The 17,543-nt window shown below is 71.1% G+C and carries 14 protein-coding genes; 4 read left to right on the forward strand and 10 right to left on the reverse strand.

What is annotated here, in order from left to right; genetic code table 11:
- Window positions 1–41: 41 nt before the first annotated feature.
- Both greA and ACZ5SK_RS33285 read right to left on the reverse strand, forming a co-directional pair.
- The gene (gene greA / locus ACZ5SK_RS33280) at window positions 42–542 is read right to left on the reverse strand and encodes a transcription elongation factor GreA (protein WP_079660102.1); all 501 of its coding nucleotides are present in this window, start codon (window positions 540–542) and stop codon (window positions 42–44) included.
- A gap of 191 nt (window positions 543–733) precedes the next feature.
- Window positions 734–1,135, reverse strand: a complete 402-nt coding sequence (locus ACZ5SK_RS33285) for a DUF4307 domain-containing protein (RefSeq protein WP_334577557.1) — start codon at window positions 1,133–1,135, stop codon at window positions 734–736.
- Window positions 1,136–1,260: 125 nt separating this feature from the next.
- On the opposite strand from ACZ5SK_RS33285, the gene mca reads away from it, so the two are divergent.
- Both mca and ACZ5SK_RS33295 read left to right on the forward strand, forming a co-directional pair.
- The gene (gene mca / locus ACZ5SK_RS33290) at window positions 1,261–2,121 is read left to right on the forward strand and encodes a mycothiol conjugate amidase Mca (RefSeq protein WP_334581185.1); all 861 of its coding nucleotides are present in this window, start codon (window positions 1,261–1,263) and stop codon (window positions 2,119–2,121) included.
- Window positions 2,114–2,365, forward strand: a complete 252-nt coding sequence (locus tag ACZ5SK_RS33295; protein ID WP_079660099.1) for a hypothetical protein — start codon at window positions 2,114–2,116, stop codon at window positions 2,363–2,365. The genes mca and ACZ5SK_RS33295 overlap by 8 nt, the downstream gene beginning before the upstream one ends.
- A gap of 230 nt (window positions 2,366–2,595) precedes the next feature.
- Here the strand turns inward: ACZ5SK_RS33295 and ACZ5SK_RS33300 are convergent, their stop codons facing one another.
- A complete protein-coding gene (locus ACZ5SK_RS33300; RefSeq protein ID WP_457495446.1) occupies window positions 2,596–5,838 on the reverse strand; it encodes a tetratricopeptide repeat protein in 3,243 nt (1,080 codons plus the stop codon).
- A 175-nt stretch (window positions 5,839–6,013) separates the two neighbouring features.
- On the opposite strand from ACZ5SK_RS33300, the gene ACZ5SK_RS33305 reads away from it, so the two are divergent.
- Window positions 6,014–8,047 (forward strand): thioredoxin domain-containing protein, encoded by a 2,034-nt coding sequence (locus ACZ5SK_RS33305; protein WP_361701242.1) that lies wholly within the window; start codon window positions 6,014–6,016, stop codon window positions 8,045–8,047.
- Window positions 8,048–8,056: 9 nt separating this feature from the next.
- On the opposite strand, the gene ACZ5SK_RS33310 is transcribed toward ACZ5SK_RS33305, so the two are convergent.
- The 4 genes from ACZ5SK_RS33310 to trhA all read right to left on the reverse strand — a co-directional run bounded on the left by ACZ5SK_RS33310 (window position 8,057) and on the right by trhA (window position 11,887).
- Window positions 8,057–8,782 (reverse strand): Mut7-C RNAse domain-containing protein, encoded by a 726-nt coding sequence (locus tag ACZ5SK_RS33310; RefSeq protein WP_334577554.1) that lies wholly within the window; start codon window positions 8,780–8,782, stop codon window positions 8,057–8,059.
- A 34-nt stretch (window positions 8,783–8,816) separates the two neighbouring features.
- A complete protein-coding gene (locus ACZ5SK_RS33315) occupies window positions 8,817–9,446 on the reverse strand; it encodes a TetR/AcrR family transcriptional regulator (protein ID WP_468156757.1) in 630 nt (209 codons plus the stop codon).
- A gap of 11 nt (window positions 9,447–9,457) precedes the next feature.
- The gene (locus tag ACZ5SK_RS33320) at window positions 9,458–11,062 is read right to left on the reverse strand and encodes an MFS transporter (protein WP_468576795.1); all 1,605 of its coding nucleotides are present in this window, start codon (window positions 11,060–11,062) and stop codon (window positions 9,458–9,460) included.
- A gap of 111 nt (window positions 11,063–11,173) precedes the next feature.
- A complete protein-coding gene (trhA, locus tag ACZ5SK_RS33325) occupies window positions 11,174–11,887 on the reverse strand; it encodes a PAQR family membrane homeostasis protein TrhA (protein ID WP_334577551.1) in 714 nt (237 codons plus the stop codon).
- A 315-nt stretch (window positions 11,888–12,202) separates the two neighbouring features.
- On the opposite strand from trhA, the gene ACZ5SK_RS33330 reads away from it, so the two are divergent.
- Window positions 12,203–14,044, forward strand: a complete 1,842-nt coding sequence (locus ACZ5SK_RS33330) for a phosphoenolpyruvate carboxykinase (GTP) (protein WP_334577550.1) — start codon at window positions 12,203–12,205, stop codon at window positions 14,042–14,044.
- Window positions 14,045–14,207: 163 nt separating this feature from the next.
- Here ACZ5SK_RS33330 and ACZ5SK_RS33335 read toward each other — a convergent pair whose 3' ends face one another.
- Genes ACZ5SK_RS33335 through ACZ5SK_RS33345 form a run of 3 tightly spaced genes read right to left on the reverse strand, consistent with a single transcriptional unit; the run spans window position 14,208 to window position 17,531 of the window.
- Entirely contained in the window at window positions 14,208–14,810 is a 603-nt protein-coding gene (locus tag ACZ5SK_RS33335) for a hypothetical protein (RefSeq protein WP_334577549.1), read from the reverse strand.
- A complete protein-coding gene (locus ACZ5SK_RS33340) occupies window positions 14,797–16,365 on the reverse strand; it encodes a vWA domain-containing protein (RefSeq protein ID WP_457495449.1) in 1,569 nt (522 codons plus the stop codon). Before ACZ5SK_RS33340 ends, ACZ5SK_RS33335 begins: the two co-directional genes overlap by 14 nt.
- Complete coding sequence (locus ACZ5SK_RS33345; RefSeq protein WP_457495450.1) at window positions 16,362–17,531, reverse strand: toxic anion resistance protein; 1,170 nt, start codon at window positions 17,529–17,531, stop codon at window positions 16,362–16,364. The genes ACZ5SK_RS33340 and ACZ5SK_RS33345 overlap by 4 nt, the downstream gene beginning before the upstream one ends.
- Window positions 17,532–17,543: the final 12 nt, after the last annotated feature.

A 17,543-nucleotide genomic window follows, 5' to 3' on the forward strand; every position in this document is an offset into this window, starting at 1 on the left:
GGGGGCGCCGGGGGCTCGTCCGGAAATTCAGGAAAGGGGGCTCAGCCGCTGTAGGGCTCGGCCTTGAGGATGCGCACGGAGGCCTTCTTGCCGTTCGGCAGCTCGTAGGCCGCGTCCTCGCCGACCTTGTGACCGATCACGCCGGTGCCCAGGGGGGACTGCGGCGAGTAGGTCTCGATGTCGGAGCTCGCGTACTCGCGCGAGGCGAGCAGGAACGTCATGGTGTCGTCCTCGTCACCGTCGAAGGCGATCGTCACGACCATGCCGGGCGCCACCGCGCCGTCCGTGGAAGCGGGCGCCTCGCCGACCTTGGCGTTCTCGAGAAGCTGGGTCAGCTGGCGCACACGGAGCTCCTGCTTGCCCTGCTCCTCCTTGGCCGCGTGGTACCCGCCGTTCTCGCGCAGGTCCCCCTCCTCGCGCGCGGCGGCGATCTTGGCGGCGATCTCCGTGCGCGCAGGACCAGTAAGGTACTCAAGCTCGACCTTGAGCTTGTTGTACGCCTCCTGGGTCAGCCAGGTGACGGACTCGCTGGTCTGGGTCACAGGTGCTCCTCGTCGGTACTGGGAATACAAAGCATCGCCCTACCCAGAAGCATGTTCCTTTGGGGATGGGCGAAACCACGAGCCTAACAATTCAGTGGCCGAAGGGGGAGGACATAAGCCATGAGAATTACGTCAGCGCAGGTCAGTGCGTACGTATTGCGGCAGATGCCCTGCGGCCGGGCCGCGCGGGGTCACCCTGCGTGACAGCCGAGCAGCTCCGCCGTCGTGCCCTTGGCCGTCGTCCGCAACGTGACCACCTTGTCGATGCGGCTGTCCGCACCCGAGAAGCGGAAGTCCGCGCGGCCCACTTCGGTGCCGTCGGCGGCCTGCGAGCGGACCGTGCAGTAACCGCTCGTACCCGAGTCCTTGCGGACCTCCAGATGGAGCTCGACCGCTTCGTCCGAGGTGGCCTTGAAGGTGATCACTTCGGCGCTGATCTTGTTCTGGCCGACGTAGTGGTAGGCGAAGTACCCCACCAGCACCAACAGCAACGCGCCCAGCACGGCACCGGCGATCTTGAGCTTGTGGTCGGCGCGATCGTCCGAGGCACGGCCGTAGCGGCCCTCGGGCAGTCGCGTGCTCGCCGTACTCATGATCGTCCTCCCGGCGCGGAATTAATCGCCCCCCGATTCGGTCACTATAGAAGCCTGCGATCGCGCCGGTTCACGCCGGGCGCCGACTTACCGAGGATTGAGTCTTGACTGACCAGCTGCGACTGATGGCCGTGCACGCCCACCCCGACGACGAGTCGAGCAAGGGCGCGGCCACCATGGCGAAGTACGTGTCCGAGGGGGTGGATGTGCTGGTCGTGACCTGCACGGGCGGGGAGCGCGGCTCCATCCTCAATCCGAAGCTGCAGGGCGACAAGTACATCGAGGAGCACATCCACGAGGTACGCAAGAAGGAGATGGACGAGGCCCGCGAGATCCTCGGCGTCGGACAGGAGTGGCTCGGCTTCGTCGACTCCGGCCTGCCCGAGGGCGACCCGCTGCCGCCGCTGCCCGACGGCTGCTTCGCTCTGGAGGACGTCGACAAGGCGGCCGGCGAGCTGGTGAAGCAGATCCGCTCCTTCCGCCCTCAGGTGATCACCACCTATGACGAGAACGGCGGCTACCCGCACCCCGACCACATCATGACCCACAAGATCTCGATGGTGGCCTTCGAGGGCGCGGACGACGCCGAGAAGTACCCCGAGAGCGAGTACGGGCCCGCCTACCGGCCGCTGAAGCTGTACTACAACCAGGGCTTCAACCGTCCCCGCACCGAGGCGCTGCACCAGGCGATGCTCGACCGCGGTCTGGACTCCCCCTACGGGGAGTGGCTCAAGCGCTGGGAAGACTCCGGTATCCAGGAGCGCACGCTCACCACGCACGTTCCCTGCGCCGACTTCTATGAGATCCGCGACAAGGCACTGATCGCCCACGCCACGCAGATCGACCCCGACGGCGGCTGGTTCCGGGTGCCGATGGACATCCAGAAGGAGGTCTGGCCCACGGAGGAGTACGAGCTCGCGAAGTCCCGCGTCGACATCTCCCTCCCCGAGGACGACCTCTTTGCGGGCATCCGCGACAATGCCTGATATGAGCGCAAGCGTGAGCCTGGCAATGACGCACCTCGTCCCCCTCGCCAAGGAGGTCGACGAGAACAAGGTCACTCCCGGCGTCCTCGGCTTCATCGTCTTCGCGGCGATGGCGGTGGCGGTGTGGGGCCTGATGAAGTCCATGAGCAAGCACATGGGCAAGGTCGACTTCAAGGAGCCCGCGAGCCCGGAGGAAGCCTCCGGCAAGGGTGCGACGGAGACGGCCTCCCCCGCGAAGGGCTGAACCGCCGACGGCCGTGACGCCCCACGGACAGGCGGCGACCGCACAGACACCGGCACCGGCACAGACACCGGCACCGGCACAGACACCGGCACCGGCACAGACACCGGCACCGGCGCACGCCGTCGGCCACGCCCTGCGCGTGTCCGACGGCCCGCCGACCGGCGACAGCAGCAGACAGGCGGGCGGCCGCACCCCGGCCTCCCCCGGGGTTCAGCCCTCGCCCCCCGGGCTCAGTCCTCGTGTGGTGGCTTGGCTGGGGTTTCGTCCGGGGTAGTGCCTGGTGTCAGCGTTACTCCCATCACTTCTCGGGCGTGGCGGCCGGGGACCATGCCCAGGCGCCAGGCCTGCCAGCCCGCGTCCAGGTTCACGCCCCTCTCCAGCAGGAGTGCGTAGGCTTTCGCGCACTCCTCCAGTTGGCTGTCCCGGGACGGATGGGCGGCGCGGGCGAGCTGGGACAGTTCCTCCTGGGCCACCGCCGTGCCGACCTCGACGCCGCCCGGGGCCGCGTACGGCAGGAGGGTGCAGCGCAGGAAGCGGGCCCAGTCCTCGCCGCGGCGGTCGCCGTATGACGCGAAGAGGGCCGTCGCCTCCTCGCACAGGGCCAGCGCGGCTTGCGTACGGGCGTTGCCCGCGTCGACGATCGCGAGTTCGAGGCAGGTCCAGGCCTCGCCGTGGGCAACGCCGATGCGCTGGAAGTCGGCGCGGGCGTCGACCAGGAGTTGGCGGGCGAAACCGGAGTTGCGCAGCGAACCCGTCTGGGCGGCACGTTGGTCGCGGGTCACGCGGGCCGAGTGGTGGCGGGCGCAGGCCAGGCCGTAGACGTCCCGCAGGCGGGAGAAGAGCGAGCGGGAGCGTTCCAGCTCGCGGACGGCGTGGTCGAGGTCGCCCGTCTCCTCCAGGGCCAGGCCCAGGTAGTAGACCGTCCACGCCTCGCCGCGCGCGTCCTCGTTGTCCCGGTGCCGGGCCGCCGCCCGGCTCAGGTCCTCCGCCGCCGGTCCGGGGTCGCCGGCGATGAGCCGGGCCCGCGCGAGCTGGGTCAGCGCCCACGCCTCGCCGCGGGCGTCGCGGGTGCGGCCGTACAGGTCGAGGGCGCGGCGCAGGTCGGCCTCGGCCTGGTCGGCGTCGCCGCGGCGCAGGTTCAGCTGGCCCAGCTGGAAGTGGGCCCACGCCTCACCGTGCACGGAGCCGCCCTCGCGGTGCAGGACCAGCGAGCGGGTGAGCAGGTCCAGGGCCTCGGCCAGGTGCGCCCGGTCCCGTTCCACTGCCGCGAGCGCGTGCATCGTCCAGGCGCGGTCGGTGGCCAGCTCGGGCGCGGCCTGCAGGTCCATCGCCTCCCGGAGTTTCTCCGCCGCCTCCGTGAGCTGCCCCTGATGGTGCAGGGTGATGCCCAGCGAACACAGGGCGCGCGCCGCCCCCGCGTCGTGGTGGGCCTGGAGGTAGAGGTCGACGACCGAACTGAGCGTCGTACGCGCCTTGTCGAGCTCGCCGAGCTGACGGGCCGCGATGCCGGTGCGCCACTGCACGGACCGCACCAGCAGGTCCTGGCCGACCGACTGCGCCAGTTCGCTGATCTCGCCGAGCCGGTAGAGGTCGCCGCGCAGCAGGCAGTAGTCGCACAGCGCGCCCAGCAGGCTCAGTACGGCGTTCTGGTCGACGCCCTCCGCGTGTCGCAGTGTCGCCGTGATGAAGCTCGACTCGTCGTCCAGCCAGCGCAGCGCCTCGTCCAGGGAGGTGAAGCCGTGCGGGGTGAACCGGTCCGAGCGGGTCGACATGTTGCCGTCGACCAGCCGCAGCACGGAGTCGGCGAGCTCGGCGTAGCTGACGAGCAGACGTTCCTGGGCCGCGGCCCGCTCGCTCTGCTCCTCCTCGTCCAGGAGGCGGGCCTGCGCGAAGGCGCGGACCAGGTCGTGCAGGCGGTAGCGGTCACCGCGGACGTGGTCGACCAGACCGGCGTCGGCGAGGGCCGTGAGATGGCGGGTCGCCTCCGCCCGGTCCGTGGCCAGCAGCGCGGCGGCCGCGGCCGCGCCGAGGGAGGCCCGGCCGGCCAGTGCGAGGCGACGCAGCAGCCGACGCGTCACCTCCGGCTGGTCGGTGTAGCGCAGCCACAGCGCCCGCTCGACCGGTTCCACCGGGCCGTACGCCCCCAGGTCCGAGGCCAGCGCACGCGGCGAGCGCGGGCCCAGTGAGGAGCCCACGATCCGCAGCGCCAGCGGCAGCCCGCCGCACAACTGCGTGATCCGGTCGGCGGATTCGGCGTCGTAGGGACCCGAGGCGTCCTGCGCCGTCGCGCCCAGCAGCTCCTCCGCGCCCGCCGCCTCCAGAGGCCGCACCGCCAGCTCGTGCACCCACGCGGACAGCTCGGCCGGGAGGCTCAGCGGGGTGCGGGCGGTGACCAGGACGAGGCTGTCGGAGCGTTCCGGGACGAGCGCGCGGACCTGCTCGGGGTCCGAGGCGTCGTCCAGGATCACCGTGACCGGCAGGCCGGTCAGATGCTGGTGGTACAGCTCGCTGAGGCGTTTGACCTGCTGGTCCGCGGATGAGCGTTCCCGGAAGAGGAGCTGCTCGCGGGGTGCGCCGAGCCGGTTCAGCAGGTGCAGCAGGGCGTCCCGGGTGGGCAGCGGCGTCCCGCCGGCGCTGTCGCCGCGCAGGTCCACCACGCAGGCGCCGCGGAACTGGTCCCGCAGATCGTGCGCGGCCCGCACCGCGAGGGTGGTGCGGCCGCTGCCGGGGGTGCCGTGCAGTACGACGACCGTCGGCCGGGTCTCCGTACTGGCCCGCGCCGCCTGCACCCACTGCCGGATCCGCGCCAGTTCCGCCCGCCGCCCGGCGAACGGCCCGGCGGCTTCCGGCAGTTGGGCGAACGACTGGCCGAGTACGGTCCGCCCGCGCGCCGCCGCGCTCTTGTCCGCGCCCCTGAGCTGCGGTCCCGCCGTCTTCTTCGGGCCGGTCGTCGCGCTCAGCACCCGCTGCTGGTCCAGGAACGGCCGGATGCCCCGCACCTCCAGCGCCGTGAGCCACTGCAACCGCAACTGCTCGGCGCCGCCCGGCTGCCCCGCCTCGCCGGCCCGGTGGTGCGCGGCCGGCAGATGCGACCCCGCCACCTTCACGACCGTCGCGGCCGCCCCGACCACCCCGACGGTCACCCCGGCCCCGAGCGCCGTACCGGGACCCGTGCCCAGCGCCAGGTCGGCGACCGCTGTCGTCAGCGCGGCAACGCCCGCCACCAGCAGGGGAGTTCGCCCGCCCTCACGCGCGTAGCGCTGCCCGAAGCTGATCTGCCGGGCCTCCGTCTCCTCCAGGGCGCGGGCATACTCCTCGTACTCCTGCGCGGCCGTCTGCGCCATGGCGTCCAGCGCGCCGCGCGCCCGCGTCATCAGCGCCTGCCGGTCGGTGCGCCCCCCGGACCGCCGCACCTCTTCCTCCACGGCTCGCGCCAACAACCGCTCGGCATCCGCCCTATGGCCGTCCCGCATGTCCCGTCCCCCTCCGGCGGTCCCAGCTGTGCTTGGTCAAGTGTGCTGCGAGCGGCTCCGTGGCGCGAGAGGGCGCGAGAGGGCGCGAGGGCGGGAGGAGACGGCAGGCGTCGACGTCGCCGTTCGGGGCATGCCTGCCGTCCGACCGGTGGGGTACTGCGGCAGGATGGACCCCATGCCGAACCGACTGGCTCATGAGACGTCCCCGTACCTGCTCCAGCACGCCGACAATCCGGTCGACTGGTGGCCCTGGTCGGCGGAGGCCTTCGAGGAGGCGCGCAGGCGGGGCGTGCCGGTGCTGCTGAGCGTGGGATACAGCAGCTGCCACTGGTGCCATGTCATGGCGCACGAGTCGTTCGAGGACCGGGAGACCGCCGACGAGCTCAACGCGCACTTCGTCAACATCAAGGTGGACCGCGAAGAGCGTCCCGATGTCGATGCCGTCTACATGGAAGCCGTGCAGGCGGCCACCGGGCAGGGCGGGTGGCCCATGACCGTGTTTCTCACGCCGGACGCCGAGCCGTTCTACTTCGGTACGTACTTCCCGCCCGCGCCCCGGCACGGCATGCCCTCCTTCCGGCAGGTGCTGGAGGGGGTGCGGCAGGCCTGGACGGACCGGCGGGACGAGGTGGCCGAGGTCGCCGGGAAGATCGTCCGGGATCTGGCGGGACGGGAGATCTCCTACGGGGACAGCCAGGCCCCCGGCGAGCAGGAACTGTCGCAGGCGCTGCTCGGGCTGACCCGGGAGTACGACGCGCAGCGCGGCGGGTTCGGCGGGGCACCGAAGTTTCCGCCGTCGATGGTCGTCGAGTTCCTGCTGCGCCATCATGCGCGGACGGGAGCCGAGGGGGCCCTGCAGATGGCCCAGGACACCTGTGAACGGATGGCCCGGGGCGGGATCTACGATCAGCTCGGTGGCGGGTTCGCCCGGTACTCCGTCGACCGTGACTGGGTCGTGCCGCATTTTGAGAAGATGCTGTACGACAATGCCCTGCTCTGCCGCGTGTACGCCCATCTCTGGCGGGCCACCGGCTCGGAACTCGCCCGCCGGGTCGCGCTGGAGACCGCCGACTTCATGGTGCGGGAACTGCGCACCGCCGAGGGCGGGTTCGCCTCCGCGCTGGACGCCGACAGCGACGACGGGAGCGGGAAGCACGTCGAGGGCGCCTACTACGTGTGGACGCCCGAGCAGCTCAGGGACGTCCTGGGCGACGACGACGCCGAGCTCGCCGCCCGCTACTTCGGCGTCACCGAGGAGGGCACCTTCGAGCACGGCTCCTCGGTCCTCCAACTCCCGCAGCAGGACGCCTTCTTCGACGCCGAGAAGATCGCCGGCATCAAGGAGCGGCTGCTGGGCCGGCGCGGTGAGCGGCCGGCTCCCGGCCGGGACGACAAGGTCGTCGCCGCGTGGAACGGGCTGGCCGTCGCCGCGCTCGCGGAGACCGGCGCCTACTTCGACCGTCCGGATCTCGTCGAGGCCGCGGTCGGCGCCGCCGATCTCCTCGTCCGGCTGCACCTCGACGAGCAGGCCCGGCTCTTCCGCACCAGCAAGGACGGGCAGGCCGGGACCAACGCGGGCGTCCTGGAGGACTATGCCGATGTCGCGGAGGGGTTCATCGCTCTCGGCTCCGTCACCGGCGAGGGCGTCTGGCTGGAGTTCGCCGGGTTCCTGCTCGACCACGTCCTGATCCGGTTCGTCGACCCCGAGTCCGGGTCGCTGTACGACACGGCGGCCGACGCCGAGCAGCTCATCCGGCGTCCGCAGGATCCGACCGACAACGCCGTGCCCTCCGGCTGGACGGCCGCGGCCGGCGCGCTGCTGAGCTACGCGGCCCACACCGGCTCCGAGGCCCACCGCACCGCCGCGGAACGGGCGTTGGGGGTGGTGAAGGCGCTCGGACCGCGTGTGCCCCGGTTCATCGGCTGGGGGCTCGCCGCAGCCGAGGCGCTGCTCGACGGGCCCCGCGAGGTCGCCGTCGTCGGCACCGGCGCGGACGACCCGGCCTCCAGGTTCCTGCACCGTACGGCCCTGCTGGGCACCGCCCCGGGTGCCGTCGTCGCGTTCGGCACCGTGGGGAGCGACGAGTTCCCGCTGCTCGCCGCCCGCCCGCTGAGCAAGGGCGAACCGACCGCGTACGTCTGCCGCAACTTCACCTGCGACGCTCCGACCACCGACCCCGAACGGCTGCGCACCGCGCTGAACGGCTGACAGCCCGGTCTAGCCGGCGAACTCCGCCAGGGCGCGTTCCACGATGGCGACCAGTTGCTCGTGGTGCGCGCCCTTCCAGTAGGCGCGCCCGCAGGAGCGGCACTGGGCGAACACGTCGTAGGACCTCTGGGTGCCGTGTTGCAGCTGGTCGGCGACCTCGTCCTTGGTGGCCTGGCGCAGCAGGCCGTTGCAGGCGGTGCACCTCGTCCAGGGGAGCAGTTCGGGGGCGAACCGGTCGAGGATGTCGCGGAGCTGCTCCTCGGGGTCGGTGCTGTAGACGTAGCCGCCCGCCCACAGCTCGCGGCGGCGCAGCAGGCCCCGGTCGCGGCTGAGCATGACGCGCTGTTCGGCCGCGGAGCGGGCGGCGAGCGCCGGGTCGCCGATGTCGGTGGACTCGTATGCCGTGTCCACGCCGAGCAGGCGCAGCCGGCGGGCGAGGGTGCCGAGGTGGACGTCGAGGAGGAAGCGCAGCGGGGCGCCCGGCACCCGCTGGGGGCGGTCGACCGGGCGGACGGTGACCGACTCGCCGTCGGCCGGGATGTGCGAGACCGGTACCGCACGGCCGTCGACGAGCAGGGTGCCGACCTCCGTGAGGGGCACCCCGAGCGACTCGACGACGTGGCCGAGGGTGGAGACGCCGTCGACGGCGAGCGTGGTGGCGCCGGCGCGCCGGGCGGGCGGGACGAACAGCGCCAGCTGGGGGGCGACTTCGACGCGGATCTCGGGTGCGTTCACCTGGTCAGGATGGCATGCGGGTGGGGCGCCGGTCTCAGGGGTTTCGCGCGGGCAGGCCGTGCTGCAGGACGTTCAGAGCGCGGTCGAGCAGGTCCTCGAAGTCGCCCTGGTGGCCGTTCTCCGCCCAGTACAAGGACGTCTGCATCAGGCCGCCCATGAGGGACATCATGTAGACACGGACCTCCAGGCTGTCGGGGTCGAGGCCGGTGCGCTCGCCGATCGCCTCGGAGAACATGCGGCCGGTGATCGACATGCTCTCCATCATGCGCGAGCGCACCGCGGGGACCTGGACCATCAGGTGGGTGCGCAGCCGCGCCACCTCCAGGTCGTCCTTGACGCCCATGCGGGCGGCCTTCAGCATCACGTACCGGATGGACTCCGGCCATGGTTCGTCCGCCGGCCGGGCCCGCAGTTCCGCCACGAGGATCGGGTCCCACTCGTCGGTGAGGACGATGTCCTCCTTGGCCGGGAAGTACCGGAAGACGGTCGACGGTGACACCTCGGCGCGTTCGGCGATCTGGTCGATCGTCGTGGCGTCGTACCCCTGCTCCTTGACCAGCGCGTACATCGCGGTGCGGATCGCCTCGCGGGTCTTGATCTTCTTACGTTCACGCAGACCCAGGTGGGGGCGATCGGCGGGAGAACTCATGCGTGCGGCCGTCATGGGGGTCATTGTCAGGCATCGGCCTTGGTCACGACCACGTCGGGACCGGAGTCCTCGGCGCCGGAGTCCTCGGTGCCGGTGGGCTCGGTGCCGAGGGGCTCGGTGCGCCGGGCGCCCGGCAGGAAGGCGGCCGCCAGGAGGGCGGAGACGAGGGCGGCGATCCCGCACACCAGCAGGACCAGGTCCATGCCGTGGACGTAGGCGTCGTTGGCGGAGGCGGCGAGGTCGGCCAGGTTGGCCTTCTCGGCGATCACATGGGCGGCGACCACCGAGTTCCCGGCGGTGTCGGCGACCTGGGCGGGCAGGCCGGTGACGTCGAGCCGGTCGCGGAAGGCGCCGGAGAGCAGGCTGCCGAGCAGGGCGATGCCGATCGCGCCGCCGACCTGGCGCAGCGTCATCAGCAGCCCGGAGCCGCTGCCGGCGCGGTCGCGGGGCAGGGCGCCCAGGGCGCCGTTCATGGCCGGGATGAGCGCGAAGCCGAAGCCGAGGCCGGTGAGGGAGAGCCACAGCGCGGTGAAGCCGTAGCCGGAGTCGGTCGTCGTCCGGCTGCCGAGGAGCGCGGCGAAGGCCAGCACCACCAGGCCGGCGCTCACCGAGGCCCGCGCTCCGAACCGGGCGACGACGGGCCCGGCGGTGCGTGAGGCGACCAGCAGACCGCCCATCATCGGCAGCAGCCGTACGCCGGTGCCGAGGGAGTCGTGGCCGAGGACGGCCTGGAGGTACGGCGGCAGCACGAACAGCAGGCCGGACAGGACGAACATCACCAGGGTCGCGGCGCTGGTGTTGAAGAGGAAGCCGCGGTGGGCGAGCAGGGTCATGTCGAGCATGGGGCGTTCGACGCGGCGTTCGCGCAGTACCAGCGCGGTGATCAGGACCAGGGCCGCGACGATCATCGCCAGGACCAGGGGGTCGCCCCAGCCGCGGGTGGGCGCCTCGATGATCGCGTAGATCAGGGCGCCGAGGCCGGTCGCGGTGAGCGCGGTGGAGACGGCGTCGACCTTGGGGGAGGCGGGGTCGCGGGTCTCGGGGAGCAGGAAGACGCAGGCGGCGATGCCGATCGCGGCCATCGGGACGTTCACGAGGAAGACGGAGCCCCACCAGAAGTGGTTGAGCAGCCAGCCGCCGATGATCGGGCCGAGCGGCAGGCCGAGCGCGGAGGCGGAGGAGATGATGCCGACGGCCTTGGTGCGCTCCTCGGGGCTGAACAGCGAGGGCAGCACCGACAGGGCGAGCGGGGTGACCAGGGCGGCGCCGACGCCCATGACGGCGCGGGCGGCGATCACCGCGTCGACGTCGCCGGCGAGCGTGCCGACCAGCGAGCCGGCGAGGAAGATGCCGAGTCCGTTGATCAGCATCCTGCGCCGGCCGAACCGGTCGCCGAGGAGGCCGGCCGGGAGCATCAGCGCCGCGAAGACGACGACGTACGCGTCCGCCATCCACTGCTGCTGGCCGGTGGTGGCGCCCAGGTCCCGGGCCATCGTGGGGAGTGCCACGTTGAGGATCGTCGTGTCGAAGCCGAGCGTGAGCATGCTCGCGACCAGGGCCCCCAGGGCCCACCAGCGGCGGGGGTCCCGCCCCGCCTCGGACGTGTTCGTGTCGTTCATGACGGTAGCCATGAAATGAGAGTAGCTGTCAAAAGCTATGCTCTGTCAATCGATATGCGCTCCCGGCATACGGAAATGGCCACGGCTCGGAAGCCGTGGCCACTGGAAGGCGGAAAAGAGCCGTTACGCGTGCTGGTACGCGACCAGGGAGATGCCGACGTAGTGCACGACGAACGCGGCGAGGGTCAGGGAGTGGAAGACCTCGTGGAAGCCGAACCAGCGCGGTGAGGGGTTGGGTCGCTTGATGCCGTAGATCACGCCGCCCGCGCTGTAGAGGAGCCCGCCGACGACCACCAGGACCAGGACCGCGATGCCGCCCGTGCGCATGAAGTCCGGCAGGAAGAAGACGGCCGCCCAGCCCATCGCGATGTAGCAGGGGGTGTAGAGCCAGCGCGGGGCGCCGACCCAGAAGACCCGGAACAGGATGCCCGCCGCCGCGGCGCCCCAGATGCCCCACAGCAGCCACTGCCCCTTCGCGCTGGGGAGCAGCAGCATCGTCAGCGGGGTGTAGGTGCCGGCGATGATCAGGAAGATGTTCGCGTGGTCCAGTCTGCGCAGGATGCCGTCCATGCGCGCGTTCCAGTTGCCGCGGTGGTAGAGCGCGCTCACGCCGAACAGCAGGCAGGCGGTGAGTGCGTAGATGCCGCAGGCGATGCGACCGCGGGTGGAGTCGGCGAGGGCGGTGAGCACGAGGCCGGCGATGAGGGCGGCGGGGAACATGCCGAGATGCAGCCAGCCGCGAAGCTTGGGCTTGATCTCTTCCGACAGGGCGTGTGCGACGGAACCGCGGCCTGCGGCCGGTGTATCCGTGGTCGCGTCGGGGACGGGCGCAGTCATACGTCGAATCGTACCTACGGAACCGTAGGTTACGGATCACCTCGGCGGCATGAGGAGTGAAGAGTGGCCATCGTCTCACGGGAGTTGGGTAAAGGGGCCACCGCCTGAACGTCACATGGACGCAAAAAGACGTCCGTACACGTGGCCATCCTCACTCCGCTCACCTGTGATGCGCTCTGGACAGATGGGCGGTACAGTCGGATGATCAAATGAGTGCGGTCGACACCGGATGAGCGCCAGGGTCACCACCGGAAAGCATCCGGGTCGCAGCCCCCACGGGGCCTCCAACCAAAAACCCCTCATTTAGGAGCAATCGTGGCGCGCGACATCGCGGCTCCCCCCGTCATCCCCACCGACCACCAGGAGCTCGTCTCCTGGGTGAACGAGATCGCGGAACTCACGCAGCCGGACAACGTGGTCTGGTGTGACGGATCCGAGGCCGAGTACGAGCGCCTGTGCGGGGAGCTCGTCGAGAAGGGCACCTTCCGGAAACTCGACCCGATCAAGCGCCCCAACTCGTACTACGCGGCCTCCGACCCCACCGACGTCGCCCGGGTCGAGGACCGCACCTTCATCTGCTCCGAGCAGGAGGCCGACGCCGGCCCCACCAACAACTGGAAGGCCCCCGCCGAGATGCGGGACATCTTCACCGGTGAGAAGGGCCTGTTCCGCGGCTCGATGCGGGGCCGGACGATGTACGTCGTCCCGTTCTGCATGGGCCCGCTCGGCTCGGACCTCTCCGCGATCGGCGTCGAGATCACCGACTCCGCCTACGTCGCCGTGTCGATGCGCACCATGACCCGGATGGGACAGCCGGTGCTGGACGAGCTCGGCTCCGACGGGTTCTTCGTGAAGGCCGTCCACACCCTCGGAGCCCCCCTCGCCGAGGGCGAGGCGGACGTCCCGTGGCCGTGCAACTCCACCAAGTACATCTCGCACTTCCCCGAGAGCCGCGAGATCTGGTCCTACGGCTCCGGCTACGGCGGCAACGCCCTGCTCGGCAAGAAGTGCTACGCCCTGCGCATCGCGTCGGTGATGGCCCGCGACGAGGGCTGGCTCGCCGAGCACATGCTGATCCTCAAGCTCACCCCGCCCACCGGTGAGTCCAAGTACGTCGCCGCCGCCTTCCCGTCCGCCTGCGGCAAGACCAACCTCGCCATGCTGGAGCCCACCGTCTCCGGCTGGACCGTCGAGACGATCGGCGACGACATCGCCTGGATGCGCTTCGGCGAGGACGGCCGGCTGTACGCCATCAACCCCGAGGCCGGCTTCTTCGGCGTCGCGCCCGGCACGGGTGAGCACACCAACGCCAACGCGATGAAGACGCTGTGGGGCAACTCGGTCTTCACCAACGTCGCCCTCACCGACGACAACGACGTCTGGTGGGAGGGCATGACGGAGGAGACTCCCGCCCACCTCACGGACTGGAAGGGCAACTCCTGGACGCCGGCGTCCGCCCGCGAAGCAAATGGATACCGTCCGGCCGCGCACCCCAACGCCCGCTTCACCACCCCCGCCGCGCAGTGCCCGATCATCGCGCCCGAGTGGGAGAACCCCAAGGGCGTGCCGATCTCGGCGATCCTCTTCGGCGGCCGGCGCGCGTCCGCCGTCCCGCTGGTGACGGAGTCCTTCGACTGGAACCACGGCGTCTTCCTCGGCGCCAACGTGGCGAGCGAGAAGACCGCCGCCGCCGAGGGCAAGGTCGGCGAGCTGCGCCGCGACCCGTTCGCCATGCTGCCGTTCTGCGGCTACAACATGGGCGACTACATGGGCCACTGGATCGACGTCGCCAAGGACAAGGACCAGGCGAAGCTCCCGAAGATCTACTACGTCAACTGGTTCCGCAAGAACGACGCGGGCGAGTTCGTCTGGCCCGGCTTCGGTGAGAACAGCCGCGTCCTGAAGTGGATCGTGGAGCGCCTCGACGGCAAGGCCGAGGGCGTCGAGACCCCGATCGGCGTGCTGCCGGCCAAGGGCGCCCTCGACACGAACGGCCTCGAACTGGCCGACTCCGACCTGGAGTTCCTCCTCACGGTCGACAAGGAGGTCTGGCGCGAGGAGGCCGCCCTGGTCCCCGACCACCTGAACACCTTCGGCGAGCACACGCCCAAGGAACTGTGGGACGAGTACCACGCACTGGTGCAGCGTCTGGGCTGAGCACCACGGACCGGCGAGGCCCCGCACAACGGCGTGCGGGGTCCGCGGCCTGTCGTCGCGCGTTCCCGTCCGCCCCGACGGGAGGAGCGCGACGACAGGCCTTCGCCTTTCTCCGCCGTGCCGCGTCTGCTGCCGTTCCGGGTCTGCCGTTGTTCCGCGTCTGCTACTGGTTGCGTTCCTCCAGGTAGCGGGTGTGCGACTCCTGCCGTCGGGCCTCCGTCTCGCGCAGGCTCGCCGCCAGCCTCTCCGCCTCCTCGTGCAGGAGACCGAGCTGGCGCTCCAGATGCCGTTCGGGCGACTCCTGCCCCGGCGCGAGCCGGGTCCACCACCGCGTCCGTACGTAGGTGTCGACGGCCTCCGGGATGTCCTGCCGTACCGCCCGGGACAGGGTGTGCACGCCCTCCGGGTCCTGGGCGAGCACCTCGCCGACCCAGCCGGGGTCGAGCAGCGCGGTCAGCAACTCGGTCAGCTCGATGAGCCGTCCGGCGGCGGCCGGGGGCAGCTCCACGCCGTCCAGGTACTCCCGCAGCCGCCCGAAGTCGCCGCGGATCTCGTCCAGTTGGGCGGACGGACTGGGGAAGTCGGGCAGCGGGGGCCGCTCCGGCGGGGCGATCAGCGCGCCCGCGCCGTACAGGCCGACGACGACCACCGGCCAGTACGGTCCGGCGACTGACGTGAACGTCAGCACCAGGCCGGCCAGCCCGCACGCGCTGCCCGTGATGTTCTTGCGGGACTCCAGGAAGCCCACGACCCTACTGGTAGCCACGGATCTCCTCGAAGGCGCCGTCCAGCGAGCCCTTCTGGGCGTCGAAGAGCCGGCCGCCGGTCAGCTCGGCGATGTGCTCCAGCTCCGAGCGGTCGGAGTCGCCGAACAGGATGGGGAAGACGGGGATGTCCCGCCGGCCGGCGCCGAGCCCCCGGTAGAAGGCGTCGAAGTCGCCGGCCTCGTCGCCCTTGGTGTTCTCGCCGTCCGTCATCAGGACGATGGAGGTGAAGGTGTCCCGGCCCGTGCCCAGATGGTCGTAGGCCTTCTCCAGCGAGGTGTAGATCGCGGTGTCGCCGTCGGCCCGCAGCCGCCCGGTGTCCTTGCGGATCGCGGCGAGCCCGGCGTCCGGGTCGGAGGGGCTGACGACATGCGTGGCGACGCTCTTCACGTCCGACCCGAACGGCATCAGCGTCACCTCCTCGCGGTCCCGGAAGTCGCCGGTGAGGTCGCTGAGGGCGTTCTTCAGACGGCGCAGCCGGTCGCCCTCCATCGAACCGGAGGTGTCGAGGACGTACACGGTCCGTGAGGGGCGGCGCAGCTTGTTCTCGTAGGCGTCGAGCAGCCCGTCGGCGACGGAACGGCTGCCCGGGAAGGGCAGTTCGCGCCGGCGCGCGGTGTCGAGACCGGGCGCGGGCGGTACGGAGGCGACGACCGGGCGACGGTGGGTCCTGGCGGTGATCAGCCGCTGGACGGCCTCCGTGCGCAGCGCGTCGGTCACCCGCTTGACGTTGCCCCGGGCCGTCGCGTCGGTCGCGGCGAGGGAGGAGAGCGGGTAGTCGGCGGTGACGACGCCGTCGGTGGGGCGGACGACCGTCAGCCCCGGGATGCCCTTGAGGACCGACTCGTAGTTGAGCAGCGCGTCGACGTCACCGCGCCGGGTGTAGGCGGCTGCCAGCCAGCCCGAGGAACCCGAGGTCAGCTGCTGCCCCTTGAAGAACTCCCGCAGCCGCGGGGTCGCCTTGGCGACGTCCGCGTCGGTGAGCGCCGACTGTGCTCCCGAGAGCGCCGAGGCGACCGAGATCAGCGTGGAGAACCCGGAGTTGGAGCGGGCGGGATCGGTCATGCCGTAGGTGAGCTTCCCGTCCTGGACTGCCCTCTCGATCTGCGTCCAGGTGACGTGATCGGCCTTCCAGCCAAGGGAGTCGAAGGTGCTGCTCTTCACGCCGAGAGCCACCGGGCTGGACATGATCGGCGTCTCGGAGACGACCTTCTTCGCCGCGTCGGGCCGCAGCCGCAGATAGTCGTCGGAGGACAGCCACACGGCGTCGTACTTCCCGTCCGTGCCGCCCTTCGCCAGCAGGTTCACGGCGTCCAGGGTGCCCATGTAGGTGGGCCGGATGGTGACGCCGGTGTCCCCCCGAACCTGCTCCAGGACCGGGGTCATGTCGCTCAGCTCGCTGGAGGCGAGGACCCGCAGGGTGCCGGGCCGCGGGGCGTCGGGATCCTTGGCGTCGTCCTCGGCGGAGCACGCGGTCAGCAGGAGGGCGAAAGCCGTCAGCGCGAGGAGTGGCCCTCTCGTGCGAGGTCTCGTGCGAGGTCTCGTGCGAGGTCTCATGCGAGCCCGCCTTCCAGCGCGCCGCGCGAGCGGCTGCGGTCCAGGTAGGTGCTCGCCTGCTGGAGCTCGGCCGTCAGGTTCTCCACCGTCACCGCCATCGCCTCGGTCGCCTGCACCTTGTAGGTGTCGATGGCGTCGAGGGTGCGGTAGATCTGCTGGAAGGCGGAGCGCAGGGTCTCGGCGCCGACGGCCGGGTCGGCGGCGATCCGCTGGATCTCCCCGCTCTGCGTCGCCAGCATCTCCGCGTTGCCCCGGATGAGGTCCTCGGTGGTCCCGCGCAGCGCGTTGACCTGCTCGATCACCTTCTTCTGGTGGTCGAGCGCGGACGCCAGCATCACGGAGATCCGCAGCGCCGACACCGTGGTCGTGGCGGCCCGGTCGACGCCCTTGATCAGCTCGTCGTTGTTGCGGCGTACGACGTCCATGGCGAGGTAGCCCTGCGCGCACACCGCGAGCTGGGTGAGCAGGTCCTGGTGCTTCTGCCGGACCGGGAACAGGACGTCGGCGCGCAGACTGTCGGCCCGCTCCGGGTCGGCGGCCTCGGCGCCGGCGATCTGCTGCTCGACGGCCCGGTCCAGGGCGTCGGTCAGCACGACGTACTCCTGGAGCTTGCCCATGGTCTCCCACAGCCGGACGCGCTCGGTCTGCAACGCCGCGTTGTCGCGCCGTAGTTCGTCCTGGCCGCCGCGCAGCGAGCCCACGATCTTGTTCAGGGTGCCCTGCGCCGAGGCGTACTTGGCGACGTGGTCGCGCAGCCTGTTGCCGCCGGGCAGCCGGGACAGGAACTTCCGTCCCTTGGAGGCCGGCAGCTCACGCGGGTCCAAGTCCTCGACCACGCGCCGCAGTTCGACGAGCGAGCCGGCGACCTGCGACTGGGCGTCCCCGCCCTTGTCCGGCAGGCTCCTGATGGTCCGCTCCAGCATGCGGTTGGACTGCGCGGCGGCCGTGCGCATCTCCCCGGCGCCGAGCGCGGTGATCTCGCCGACCTTGCCCGCGAACTCGGGCGAGCGGGCGTCGAGCGCGGCGAGCCCCTCGACGTAGGCGGCGGCCTTGGTGGCCATGTCCGTACGGACGGAGTCGTCGACGGGGACGAGCCCGCCGGCCTTCTCCCGCGGCACGGCGGCGACCGCCTCGGGCGGGGTGAGGGTGAAGGTGTCGTCGGTCATGTGCTGTTCCCC

The sequence above is a fragment of the Streptomyces sp. NPDC031474 genome, from assembly GCF_055581185.1.

What these genes read in the sequence shown, in the direction of transcription:
- ACZ5SK_RS33295 (WP_079660099.1), top strand. Translation starts at nt 2,114, where the DNA reads ATGCCTGATATGAGCGCAAGCGTGAGCCTGGCAATGACGCACCTCGTC.
- mca (WP_334581185.1), top strand. Translation starts at nt 1,261, where the DNA reads ATGGCCGTGCACGCCCACCCCGACGACGAGTCGAGCAAGGGCGCGGCC.
- ACZ5SK_RS33340 (WP_457495449.1), bottom strand. Translation starts at nt 16,365, where the DNA reads ATGAGACCTCGCACGAGACCTCGCACGAGACCTCGCACGAGAGGGCCA.
- ACZ5SK_RS33285 (WP_334577557.1), bottom strand. Translation starts at nt 1,135, where the DNA reads ATGAGTACGGCGAGCACGCGACTGCCCGAGGGCCGCTACGGCCGTGCC.
- ACZ5SK_RS33305 (WP_361701242.1), top strand. Translation starts at nt 6,014, where the DNA reads ATGCCGAACCGACTGGCTCATGAGACGTCCCCGTACCTGCTCCAGCAC.
- ACZ5SK_RS33300 (WP_457495446.1), bottom strand. Translation starts at nt 5,838, where the DNA reads ATGCGGGACGGCCATAGGGCGGATGCCGAGCGGTTGTTGGCGCGAGCC.
- ACZ5SK_RS33320 (WP_468576795.1), bottom strand. Translation starts at nt 11,062, where the DNA reads ATGGCTACCGTCATGAACGACACGAACACGTCCGAGGCGGGGCGGGAC.
- ACZ5SK_RS33315 (WP_468156757.1), bottom strand. Translation starts at nt 9,446, where the DNA reads ATGACGGCCGCACGCATGAGTTCTCCCGCCGATCGCCCCCACCTGGGT.
- ACZ5SK_RS33345 (WP_457495450.1), bottom strand. Translation starts at nt 17,531, where the DNA reads ATGACCGACGACACCTTCACCCTCACCCCGCCCGAGGCGGTCGCCGCC.
- trhA (WP_334577551.1), bottom strand. Translation starts at nt 11,887, where the DNA reads ATGACTGCGCCCGTCCCCGACGCGACCACGGATACACCGGCCGCAGGC.